We start from the raw sequence: 10,650 nt of genomic DNA, 5'->3' as shown, positions 1-10,650 counted from the left end.
GCATCGGGCCGTCAGCGGCCGAACACACCAGGATCGCGCCGTCCATCTGGGCAGCACCGGTGATCATGTTCTTGACGTAGTCGGCGTGACCCGGGCAGTCCACGTGAGCGTAGTGGCGCGATTCGGTTTCGTATTCGACGTGTGCGGTATTGATGGTGATACCGCGAGCCTTTTCTTCCGGCGCGCTGTCGATCTGGTCGTAACCCTTCGCTTCGCCACCGAACTTCTTCGACAGAATGGTGGTGATCGCTGCGGTCAGCGTGGTCTTGCCGTGGTCAACGTGACCAATGGTGCCGACGTTCACGTGCGGCTTCGTACGCTCGAACTTTTCCTTAGCCATCTTCTTATTTCCTTATCTAGAATTTCTGAAATACGAGGCGAAAGTAAATGGAGCCGATGATGGGAATTGAACCCATGGCCTCTCCCTTACCAAGGGAGTGCTCTACCCCTGAGCTACATCGGCGCAAACTGGAGCGGGTGAAGGGAATCGAACCCTCGTCATAAGCTTGGAAGGCTTCTGCTCTACCATTGAGCTACACCCGCAGGAACTAGCTTCATAGCAGCATTCAGACTTCTGAGCTTCACACCGCGAAGCAATAATCTGGTGGTGGGGGCTGGATTCGAACCAGCGTACTCGTTAGAGGGCAGATTTACAGTCTGCTGCCATTAACCACTCGGCCACCCCACCGGATGAGCTGCGCATTATGGGCACGAACCAGAAGAACGTCAAACCCTTTGCACAAGTAAATTCACACAAGTTGATCATGTCGCTGTTCCAAAAGGAAATTTTCACAGCACATTCGACCAGGAATTACGCAAATCGCCGTCCATCCAGCAGTGGCAAGAAGGCCTCCACCCATCCCCCAAATCACGTCCATACGACTGTGCAAGGCATCCTCACCCATCAAAACCCCCGCACGGAAACCGCAAGCAACACACCGGCCAACTCGCCTCGCTGCGACCGAATCATTTTTTTGCTTTGTATATTAGTGCCGCCAGCCACCCCGACACACTCGCCCTCAAGCCCCACCTTCACACACCATGGCGAGCCGGGCGTTGGCTGAGCGAGCGGACGCCGCATCAATCTGCACAGCACCGGATCAGGCTCGCCCAACGCGGAGGGCGCAGACTGGCGTGCCGCTTCACGGCAATAAGGACTACCGGCACAGCAGTCAGTTGCTGCTGCGATGCCCGGACGTTACCGGATAAATCAGCGCATAAACTAGGGCCTGTTAACACTTATTTCACGCTTGCGTTCGGGGTAGTTCGGGATGGAGCGCAAGGCGCAGAACGCGCCGCGGTACGGGTACCGCAAGCGGTTTGCAACGCAGCGAACCGCCCGAAATACCCCGAACCCGCAGGGCTGGGCTGCAAAAAGGCCATCTACGGCGTCACGCGCCTTGGCAATAACCGGTTATTGCCTGCGTTGCGTGTCTTGTATCTGACCTTTTTGCAGCCCAGCGCAAGCGCGAAATAAGTGTTAACAGGCCCTAACGTGACAACTATCGGGGCAATGCATCGGCAGAGCAACCATTCCGCAATATGGAGGCAGAACAAGCCCCGGCACCGAGGCACTTGTCGGCAACCAAGGCCTGGCAGCGTATTGGTGCACGCCCGACGACGCACTACAGCTGGCAGCGCCGGCATAACGCCGCCGGTGGCTTGCTACCGACAGCGCGGAAGCAGCAAGTCAACCCCCGCCCGGGATTTGCTGGCAACAACAACCAACAGCCCATCAAGCCCCTCACCCGCGACAGCCACCACCATCAGAGGTCAGGCGCAACAACCACACACCACAACCAAGCCACGTCGAGACAGCCGCATCACAAAAATTTAACCAATAGGAAACATGGGCTTACGCAGTTAGTAGCCAAGTACATTTGACGATCCTGCGAAAGTATTGTTTAATGCGCATCTCTTCAGACGGCCAGTTAGCTCAGTTGGTAGAGCAGCGGATTGAAAATCCGCGTGTCCGTGGTTCGATTCCGCGACTGGCCACCAAATATTAAGAAGCCGCTATGCTTAACCGCTAGCGGCTTTTTTGCATTCATTTTTCAGCTCCCAACACCAGGCAACGCTGGCGCACCGCCGGCAATACCGTTGTTCACATGCGGTCAAGTGCGATTCCAGTGCCGCCATCCCCATTCGCCCCTGGGCCCTCGCCTTGCTCCCCTCCAAAGGCTCCTCGCGATACCGGCAAAAAGACGTTCAGCTTCACTCCAAAAATGATCCAAATACTACTAAATTTGCAGTGGGCCTGAAAAATCAGCCTTAACCGCCCTGCCTCGGCAAAAACAGCGGTTTTTACGCCAAGCATTCGGTAATTTAATTGCCATCCCGCGAGCTTCATTGTTTAATTCTAACGGCGAGTTGACGATAGCAATCCCAACTTGGTAATTACATCCAGCAAGAATCAACGCAAGGGTAAGCCATGAGAACTTTATTTAACGGTGACTACGCCCGCAATGTCTGCGCCGTGGCCGCCACGACTGCTGCAGCGCTTATCGTTGCAGGTTGCAACGGCGGTGCTGGCGGGGGTGGCCTCGGCACAGGCGGCACACCGACTTCCGTCCCGACGACGACCCCGACAGGTGCCGCCAAGGTGACATTCGACGCATCGACCGTCAGCTTGGTTCTTGGCGATCAGAAACAGATCACCGCAACAATCCTTGATGCGAGTGGCAAACCGGTTTCCGGCGCCGTGGTGCGCTTTGGCACGGATGCAACGCTGGGTATTGTTGCTCCCAATGCGCGGATTACCGGCGCAGATGGCAAGGCCACGGTAACCCTTTCTGTGGCATCCCCGAGCGCCAGCGGCAACGTCGGTGCCCTGAATGTTACCGCCACCTATACCGACTCTTCGAATGTCAACCAGACAGTTTCGGGCACAATCGCATATTCGGTAGGCGACAGCACACTGGTGGTCAATAGCCTTACCGTCGGCAGCAGCACGCTTGATCCGTACGCCACGACGGCAGTGAATGCCACCGTTACCGTCAACGGCACAGCATCTTCCGGCCGCACCGTGAATTTCACGTCGATTTGCGCAGCAACCGGCAAGGCGCAGCTCACCGCAAGCGCATTGACAGATGCCAACGGTTTGGCCTCCGTTTCCTACACCGACAAAGGCTGCGGCAACAATGACACGATTACCGCCTCGCTGGCTGGCACCTCATCGAGCAAGCAAGTAGCCATCAAGGTTAATCCCCCGGTCGCATCGTCGCTGCAATACTCCAGTGTTATCCCGGCAGATGGCATTATCACTCTGCTTGGCTATGGCACTGCTGCGCGCCCGGACAGCGCCACCGTGAAGTTCAAGCTTGTGGATGCAACCGGCAGCCCGATTCCAAATCAATCCGTGCAAATGACGCTCGAGATTGGCGCGGGCGGCGTCAGCCTGAAAGACTCCGTAAATGGCCTCGTCAATACAGTGACCAATGCAGCTGGCGAAGCAGCTGTAACCGTCATTGCGGGCAAGCAGCCGACGCCAGTTCGCGTAAAGGCCACCTATACCAACGGCGGCACCACACTCACCTCACAATCTGCAGGCCTGTCGATCAGTACCGGCTTCCCGGACCAGGACAGTCTGTCGCTCTCCGCCAACCGGTACAACATCAATGGCTGGGGTTATGACGGCGCTACCGCCACCATCACGGTGCGTGTTGCCGACCACTTCAACAACCCGGTGCCCGATGGTACTGCGTTCAACTTCATTACGGACAGTGGTCGTATCGGCAATGGCACCCAAGGTAGTTGCGTAACTACCAATAGCGCTTGCTCGATCACGCTAAGCAGCCAGAATCCACGTGTGACCTCGCCACATAATCTGGTTGGCCGCGTGCACATCGTTGCATATGCAATTGGCGAAGAGAGCTTTGTCGACAAGAACAACAGCATTGACTTCGACGCAGCGAACGAGCAGGTCGATATCAGCGGCGTATCTTCCGATATTGGTGAAGCGTTCCTGGACCACAACGAAAATGGTGTGTTCGATCTGGGCGTCGATCAATTGGTCGACTTCAACAACGATGGCATCTACAACGGTCCGGATGGCAAGTACAACGGCAGCCTGTGCAAACCGGGTTACGCCGGTTGTTCTGCACAGAAAACACTGCATGTTTTCAGCCAGGCCACGTTCATCTTCTCGTCTGACATTCCGAAAACACCGGTATTGAGTGCACCGATTGTGCTGAACTGCGCAACGCAAAGCTCACAGAGCGTGACACTGTATATTCCGGATATCAATGGCAATATTCTGCCAGTTGGAACAACCATCGCGAGCTCCATCTCGTCGGGTGGCGCCTCGATTACCTTTGGCGATGGCAACACCGTTATTGGCGGCACCCCTGATGTCGATGCAAAGGTTCCGCTGATGACCCTGTTCTCGCTGACACTGAAAGCCCCTGCTACGGGTTGCACCGCCGGGACAACTGGGACCTTCAATGTGACCGTAACTGCGCCGGACCACGGCGGCGGAACTGGTGCGACCACAAAGTTCCAGCTGCCTTACAGCTATAACTAAGCACTGGTACGTAAAAAAGGACCGCCAGACTGGCGGTCCTTTTTTTTGGCAAGGGCTCGGCGCCACACTCCGCGAATGCACACGGTGTAACCGACTGGCTTTATCTTTGCACCTTGCCCGACTCAGCGCCAAACAGCACCCCCTCCGCCTCCAGCAGCACCCGCTGCAAATCATCCGATCCATCCAGCCCGCGCGGGCTGATTTGCCCCTTGGCGTTCACCACACGGTGCCAAGGCACGTCGACATCGCAATGGGCCAGCACGCGCCCCACCATGCGGGCGTGGCGCGGATAGCCTGCGGCCCTGGCTACGGCGCCGTAGCTCATCGTAGTGCCATAGGGGATGGCGGCCACTACGGCGAGGATGGCGTCGCGCATGGCTTGCATGTCTGCTTTCATCACAAAACTCCGGGCGTGAAAAAAGCCGGCTTGCGCCGGCTTCTCTCAAACATCACTTACTTGCGTTCAACCTGGCTCACGTCACGCACCGCGCCGGTATCGGCACTGGTGGTCATCGCGGCATAGGCGCGCAGCGCGGCGGATACATAGCGTTCACGGTCTACCGGCTTCCAGGCCAGCGCGCCCTTGGCTTCCATCTTGCCACGGCGGTGTGCCAGTTCTTCCATGCTCACCTGCAGCTCGATGGTGCGGTTCGGGATGTCGATGACGACGGTATCGCCCTCCTCCACCAGACCGATCGCGCCGCCTTCAGCAGCTTCCGGCGAGCAGTGGCCAATGGACAGGCCGGAGGTGCCACCAGAGAAACGGCCATCGGTCAGCAACGCGCAGGCCTTGCCCAGGCCCTTGGACTTCAGGTACGAGGTCGGGTAGAGCATTTCCTGCATGCCCGGGCCGCCCTTGGGGCCTTCGTAACGGATGATGACGATGTCGCCTGCGACGATCTGGTCGGCCAGAATGCCGGCCACGGCGTCGTCCTGGCTTTCGAAGATGCGTGCACGGCCGGTGAACTTGAGGATGGAATCATCCACACCCGCCGTCTTGACGATGCAACCACGCTCGGCAATGTTGCCGTACAGCACGGCCAGACCGCCGTCCTGGCTGTAGGCGTTCTCCTTGTTGCGGATGCAACCGTTGGCGCGATCCAGATCCAGCTCCGGGTAGCGCATCGATTGCGAGAACGCGATGGTGGTCGGGATGCCGCCCGGCGCAGCACGGTAGAAGTGATGCGCCTCGCTGTCCGGCGCAGTTTGCACGATGTCCCACTTGGCAAATGCATCGGCCAGCGTAGGTGCATGCACGGTGCGCGCTTCGCGGTGGATCAAGCCGGCGCGATCCAGCTCGGACAGGATGCCGATCACGCCACCCGCGCGGTGCACGTCTTCCATGTGGTATTTCTGTGTGGCCGGTGCCACCTTGGCCAGGCACGGCACCTTGCGGCTCATGCGGTCGATGTCGGCCATCTTGAAATCCACGCCGGCTTCGCTGGCAGCAGCCAGCAGGTGCAGCACGGTATTGGTGGAGCCACCCATGGCGATATCCAGCGCGATGGCGTTCTCGAATGCCTCGAAGGTCGCGATATTGCGCGGCAGTACGCTATCGTCGTCCTGCTCGTAGTAGCGCTTGGCAATGTCGACAATGGTACGGCCAGCCTGCAGGAACAACTGCTTGCGGTCACCGTGCGTGGCCAGCATCGAACCGTTGCCCGGCAGCGACAGGCCCAGCGCCTCGGTCAGGCAGTTCATCGAGTTGGCAGTAAACATGCCCGAGCACGAACCACATGTCGGGCAGGCCGAGCGTTCAACGGCAGCCACTTCTTCATCACTGACCTTGTCGTTGGCCGCTTCCACCATGGCATCGACCAGATCGAGCTTGCGGATCTCGCCCTTCCAGTCGACCTTGCCGGCTTCCATCGGGCCACCGGAAACAAAAATCACCGGAATGTTCAGGCGCAGCGCGGCCATCAACATCCCCGGGGTGATCTTGTCGCAATTGGAGATGCACACCAGCGCATCCGCCGTGTGCGCGTTCACCATGTATTCGACCGAATCGGCGATCAGCTCACGGCTGGGCAGGCTGTACAGCATGCCGGCGTGGCCCATTGCGATGCCGTCATCCACGGCGATGGTGTTGAATTCCTTGGCAATGCCGCCGGCCTTTTCGATCTCGCGCGCCACCAGCTGGCCCAGGTTGTGCAGGTGCACATGGCCCGGCACAAACTGGGTGAACGAGTTGGCAATGGCGATGATGGGCTTGTCGAAGTCGCCATCCTTCATGCCGGTGGCACGCCACAGGGCGCGGGCGCCGGCCATGTTGCGGCCGTGAGTCGAGGTACGGGAGCGATAAACAGGCATGTGTGTTCCTTAAGGAAAGCCGGCGCGAAGAAGCACGCTATAATCTGGCGATTTTATCGCAAAGCGACTCTCCGATGCTCGTTCACCCGCATTACGATCCGATTGCCATCAAGCTGGGGCCGCTGGCCGTACACTGGTACGGCCTGATGTATCTGGTCGCCTTCGTCCTGTTCCTGCTGCTGGGGCGCTTCCGCATCAAGCGTGGCAAGCTGTCCGGCTGGCGCGTGGAAGAGATGGACGACCTGCTGTTCTATGGCGTGCTGGGGGTGATACTGGGCGGGCGATTGGGCTATGTGCTGTTCTACAAGCCCGAATACTATTTCTCGCACCCGCTCGACATCTTCAAGGTCTGGGAAGGCGGCATGGCCTTCCACGGCGGCTTCCTCGGCGTGCTGATTGCCATGTGGCTGTTTGGCCGCAAGACGCAGCGCGGCTTCTGGGCGATTACCGATTTCATCGCCCCGCTGGTGCCGATCGGCCTTGCATTCGGCCGGCTGGGCAACTTCATCAACGGCGAGCTGTGGGGCCGCGTTACCACGCCGCAAAGCTGGTGGGCCATGGGTTTCCCTGCCGCGCGCGATGCCGATTCGGCACTGGCCGCCACCAACCCGCAGTGGCAGGAGTGGTTTCTGCAGTACGGCATGCTGCCGCGCCACCCGTCGCAGCTCTATCAGGCCGCGCTGGAAGGGCTGATCCTGTTCATCATCCTGTGGCTGTATTCGGGCAAGCCGCGCAAGCCGGGCCAGGTATCGGCCGTATTCCTGCTGGGCTATGGCCTGTTCCGCTTCATTGCCGAGTTTGCGCGCGAGCCGGATGCCTTCCTCGGCCTGCTGGCCGCCAATCTGTCCATGGGGCAGTGGCTGTCGCTGCCGATGATCCTGATCGGTGCCATCCTGTTCTGGCGCAGCAGCAAACCCACTTGAGCATGAAGCCCGCCAATGGCGGGCTTTTTTACGTCTGTGCCTGCAGCGCGGGCCGGTAAAGTAACGCCAGACGACTCTCGGGGAACAAGATGGGTATGGAAATAGCCGGTTGGATACTGGCCGTTGTGCTGGTGGTGGTTGGCATCGCAGGCACCGTGTTGCCCATGCTACCCGGCCTGCCCTTCCTGTTTGGTGGCCTGTGGCTGATGGCGGGGCTGGATGGCTACCACCATGTCGGCAACATCACGCTCTACATCCTGGGCGGCCTGCTCGTGATCGGGCTGCTGCTGGATTATGTGGCTGGCGCGCTCGGGGCAAAGAAAGTCGGCGCCAGCAAGGCTGCCATCTGGGGATCGGTGATCGGCTCCATTGTCGGCATGTTCTTCGGCCTGCCGGGCATGTTGCTCGGCCCCTTCGTCGGCGCAGCAGCCGGCGAATTCCTCACCGGCCGTGACCTGCATCAGGCGGGCAAGGTCGGTATCGCCACGTGGATAGGCATGATCATCGCGGCAGTGGCCAAGGTCGGCGTAGCGCTGACCATGCTGGGCACCTTTGCCCTGGCCTGGCTGATCTAGGGCCTGTTAACACTTATTTCGCGCTTGCGCTGGGCTGCAAAAAGGTCAGATACAAGACACGCAACGCAGGCAATAACCGGTTATTGCCAAGGCGCGTAACGCCGTAGATGGCCTTTTTGCAGCCCAGCCCTGCGGGTTCGGGGTATTTCGGGCGGTTCGCTGCGTTGCAAACCGCTTGCGGTACCCGTACCGCGGCGCGCTTCGCGCCTTGCGCTCCATCCCGAACTACCCCAAACGCAAGCGTGAAATAAGTGTTAACAGGCCCTAGCCAGCCATGCCGCTCAAAACCAGCGTCGCAGCCAGAAATAGCCACCCAGCAACACGGTAATCGTCCCCATCAGCCCCAGCGCATAGTAATAGCCATAGTGCCAGTGCAGCTCGGGCATGTGCTCGAAGTTCATGCCGTAGATGCCGGCGATCAGGGTCAGCGGCATGAAAATGGTGGTGATGACGGTCAGCACGCGCATCTGCTCGTTCAGGCGCTGCGATTGCAGCGAGGCATAGGTGTCCTGCAGGCCGCTGATCAAATCACGCAACGATTCGGTGCTTTCGATCAACTGCACCGTATGATCATAGACATCGCGCAGATAGAGCTGCGTTTCATCGTGGAAGAAATCCGGCTCGTCGCGCTGCAGCACATTGAGCACCTCGCGCATCGGCCACAGATTGCGCTTGAGGTAGAGCAGCTTGCGGCGCAGCTCCTGGATTTCATTCAAGTGCGCCGGGCGCGGGCTGGCATAGATCGCGTCTTCCAGATTCTCGATCTGCTCGCCCAGTTGCTCCAGCACGGTGTAATAGCGGTCCACCAGCTTGTCCAGCAAGGCATACACCAGATAATCCGCCCCCAGCTTGCGGATTTGCGACTGGCCGGTTTTCAGGCTTTCGCGGATGCCGTCAAACGTACCGGTGGGCTGTTCCTGAAACGTCACCACCACGCCACGCCGCACCACGATGCTCACCTGCTCGCTATCCAGCGAGCCATCGTCACACAGCCGCACCAGCCGTGCGGTCACGAAGAAATAGCCCGGATATGCCTCGACCTTGGGGCGCTGCTCGGTATTGAGGATGTCTTCCAGTACCAGCGGGTGCAGGCCAAAGCGGCGGCCGACAAACTTGAGCATGTCCAGATCGCCCAGCCCGTGCAGGTTCAGCCACAGCGTCTCGTAACGCGGGCGGAAATCACGGCCCTCGTCGACCGAGGTGAACCTGGTCTGGACGAAATCATTCTCGCTGGGGCCGAACTCGATCAGGGTGGCATAGGTCTGCTCTGGCGCCTTGGCACCGACATACTGCAGGGTACCGGGCTGGCTGCCCGCCTTGTCGGCACGCGGAGTGTGGCGCGCATGCGGCGCACGCGCGGGCAACAGCTTGCGGCGCTTGGCCATCAGGCACCACCTTGCGCACGCGCCAGCAGGTCATACATCACGCCATCGCGCAGGCCGCCCAGCGTAATGTCCATATGATCCAGCGCCAGTGCCTCGAATACCGCAGCCATGATGGACAGCCCGCCGGCCAGCACCGGGCGCCTATCCGCACGCAAGCCTTGCAGTTGCACCCGGTCAACATGGCCGGCTTCAATCAATACCTGGCGCAGCACCGCCAGCGCAGCCGGGGTGAGCTGGCTGCTGCCAAAACCATTGAGCTGCACCACATCGGCCAGCGAACGCGCGGTGCCCGAGGTACCGATTACCTGCTCCCAGCGATGGCGCAACAACACGTCGAGATGTGGTGCCAGCGCGGCGCGGCAGGCGGCCTCGGCCTGTGCCATCCGCTCGGGCAGGATGACGCCATCGGGAAAATAGCGCTGACTCCAGGTTACGCAGCCCAACTGTATGCTGGCCATCCAGTGCGCGTCGAAGCCTCGGCCGACGATGATCTCGGTCGAACCGCCACCGATATCAATCACGAGGCGCGGATCACGCGCGTCGGTCAGGCTGTGCGCCGCACCCAGATAGATCAGCCTTGCTTCCTCGTGCCCGTCGATGATGTTGATGGGAAAACCCAGCGCAGCCTCGGCACGCGGCAGGAAATCATCGATATTGGCGGCAACGCGGAAGGTATTGGTGGCCACCACGCGCACCTGATGCGGCGGAATGCCGGCCAGCCTGGCGCCAAAGCGCGTCAGCGCAGCCAACGCTTCGTCGCACACGGCGCCGACCAGATGGCCATCCTCATTCAGCCCGGCAGCCAGCCGCACGGTCTCCTTGAGGGTGATCAGCGGATGCGGGCGGCCGTGATCGTTGCGGGCGATCTGCAGGCGGAAGCTGTTGGACCCCAGATCAACGGCGGCAAATTGCTTGGGATGTTGCATGCTGGAGAA

8 protein-coding genes and 4 tRNA genes are annotated in these 10,650 nt (G+C 59.8%); 4 read left to right on the top strand and 8 right to left on the bottom strand.

The window, feature by feature from the left end; translation table 11 throughout:
• From B9A19_RS20190 to B9A19_RS20175, 4 genes are all read right to left on the bottom strand, one after another.
• On the bottom strand, window positions 1-340 hold a 340-nt coding region (locus tag B9A19_RS20190), incomplete at its 3' end, for a GTP-binding protein (RefSeq protein WP_176217038.1).
• 48 nt (window positions 341-388) lie between these two features.
• Window positions 389-463, bottom strand: a tRNA-Thr gene (locus B9A19_RS20185).
• Window positions 464-469: 6 nt separating this feature from the next.
• Window positions 470-543 (bottom strand) — tRNA-Gly (locus B9A19_RS20180).
• A 59-nt stretch (window positions 544-602) separates the two neighbouring features.
• Window positions 603-688 (bottom strand) — tRNA-Tyr (locus B9A19_RS20175).
• A 1,237-nt stretch (window positions 689-1,925) separates the two neighbouring features.
• On the opposite strand from B9A19_RS20175, the gene B9A19_RS20170 reads away from it, so the two are divergent.
• Together B9A19_RS20170 and B9A19_RS20160 are read left to right on the top strand one after the other, a co-directional pair.
• Window positions 1,926-2,001 (top strand) — tRNA-Phe (locus B9A19_RS20170).
• Window positions 2,002-2,431: 430 nt separating this feature from the next.
• Complete coding sequence (locus tag B9A19_RS20160; protein WP_139799022.1) at window positions 2,432-4,522, top strand: Ig-like domain-containing protein; 2,091 nt, start codon at window positions 2,432-2,434, stop codon at window positions 4,520-4,522.
• 100 nt (window positions 4,523-4,622) lie between these two features.
• On the opposite strand, the gene B9A19_RS20155 is transcribed toward B9A19_RS20160, so the two are convergent.
• Together B9A19_RS20155 and ilvD are read right to left on the bottom strand one after the other, a co-directional pair.
• Window positions 4,623-4,919: an MGMT family protein gene (locus tag B9A19_RS20155; protein WP_084092957.1), complete on the bottom strand. Its 297-nt coding sequence runs from the start codon at window positions 4,917-4,919 to the stop codon at window positions 4,623-4,625.
• Window positions 4,920-4,975: 56 nt separating this feature from the next.
• Window positions 4,976-6,832: a dihydroxy-acid dehydratase gene (gene ilvD, locus B9A19_RS20150; RefSeq protein WP_084092956.1), complete on the bottom strand. Its 1,857-nt coding sequence runs from the start codon at window positions 6,830-6,832 to the stop codon at window positions 4,976-4,978.
• Window positions 6,833-6,906: 74 nt separating this feature from the next.
• On the opposite strand from ilvD, the gene lgt reads away from it, so the two are divergent.
• Both lgt and B9A19_RS20140 read left to right on the top strand, forming a co-directional pair.
• On the top strand, window positions 6,907-7,755 hold the full coding sequence (gene lgt, locus B9A19_RS20145) for a prolipoprotein diacylglyceryl transferase (RefSeq protein WP_084092955.1): 849 nt from the start codon (window positions 6,907-6,909) through the stop codon (window positions 7,753-7,755).
• Window positions 7,756-7,850: 95 nt separating this feature from the next.
• A complete protein-coding gene (locus B9A19_RS20140; protein ID WP_084092954.1) occupies window positions 7,851-8,330 on the top strand; it encodes a DUF456 domain-containing protein in 480 nt (159 codons plus the stop codon).
• A gap of 281 nt (window positions 8,331-8,611) precedes the next feature.
• On the opposite strand, the gene corA is transcribed toward B9A19_RS20140, so the two are convergent.
• Both corA and B9A19_RS20130 read right to left on the bottom strand, forming a co-directional pair.
• Entirely contained in the window at window positions 8,612-9,715 is a 1,104-nt protein-coding gene (corA, locus tag B9A19_RS20135) for a magnesium/cobalt transporter CorA (RefSeq protein WP_084092953.1), read from the bottom strand.
• A complete protein-coding gene (locus B9A19_RS20130; RefSeq protein WP_084092952.1) occupies window positions 9,715-10,641 on the bottom strand; it encodes a Ppx/GppA family phosphatase in 927 nt (308 codons plus the stop codon). The genes corA and B9A19_RS20130 overlap by 1 nt, the downstream gene beginning before the upstream one ends.
• Between the last annotated feature and the right edge of the window lie 9 nt (window positions 10,642-10,650).

The sequence above is a fragment of the Andreprevotia lacus DSM 23236 genome, from assembly GCF_900176275.1.
Classification (GTDB): domain Bacteria; phylum Pseudomonadota; class Gammaproteobacteria; order Burkholderiales; family Chitinibacteraceae; genus Andreprevotia; species Andreprevotia lacus.
Note: the sequence above shows the minus strand (reverse complement) of the source record. Positions and strands in the feature narration are given on the sequence as shown.

Excerpts from the sequence above, each read along its gene's own strand:
- B9A19_RS20160 (WP_139799022.1), top strand. The coding sequence starts at position 2,432 with ATGAGAACTTTATTTAACGGTGACTACGCCCGCAATGTCTGCGCCGTG.
- B9A19_RS20155 (WP_084092957.1), bottom strand. The coding sequence starts at position 4,919 with ATGAAAGCAGACATGCAAGCCATGCGCGACGCCATCCTCGCCGTAGTG.
- ilvD (WP_084092956.1), bottom strand. The coding sequence starts at position 6,832 with ATGCCTGTTTATCGCTCCCGTACCTCGACTCACGGCCGCAACATGGCC.
- lgt (WP_084092955.1), top strand. The coding sequence starts at position 6,907 with ATGCTCGTTCACCCGCATTACGATCCGATTGCCATCAAGCTGGGGCCG.
- B9A19_RS20140 (WP_084092954.1), top strand. The coding sequence starts at position 7,851 with ATGGAAATAGCCGGTTGGATACTGGCCGTTGTGCTGGTGGTGGTTGGC.
- corA (WP_084092953.1), bottom strand. The coding sequence starts at position 9,715 with ATGGCCAAGCGCCGCAAGCTGTTGCCCGCGCGTGCGCCGCATGCGCGC.
- B9A19_RS20130 (WP_084092952.1), bottom strand. The coding sequence starts at position 10,641 with ATGCAACATCCCAAGCAATTTGCCGCCGTTGATCTGGGGTCCAACAGC.